General features: G+C 39.0%; 1 protein-coding gene. It reads right to left on the reverse strand.

Going from position 1 to position 277, the window contains the following annotated elements:
• A partial coding sequence (locus tag IEX97_RS13145) for a 3'-5' exonuclease (protein WP_229776932.1) occupies nt 1-253 on the reverse strand: 253 nt, incomplete at its 3' end.
• Between the last annotated feature and the right edge of the window lie 24 nt (nt 254-277).

Genomic DNA, 277 nt, shown 5'->3' on the forward strand with positions numbered 1-277 from the left:
GGGTTACTGCAACATATAAAAGTCTTTGGGTTTCATACCTATCTTTTTCATAGTCTAACTGTTGTAAGTAATCATAAACTAAACATACATCTTGATGCAGCGCCTTCATGGGAGATATAAGTAAGAGATCGCGTTCTTTCGTCGGTAATTTTAACCAGCGTAATAAAGGTTTGTCAGGCGTTTGGGACTTAGAGCTTAAGCCAGGTAGAATCACCGCATCAAATTCAAGTCCCTTTGATTTATGTATGGTCATGATTTGCAATCGTGAAGGCGTGAC

The sequence above is a fragment of the Paenalicyclobacillus cellulosilyticus genome, assembly GCF_014647315.1.
Lineage (GTDB): Bacteria > Bacillota > Bacilli > Alicyclobacillales > Alicyclobacillaceae > Alicyclobacillus_J > Alicyclobacillus_J cellulosilyticus.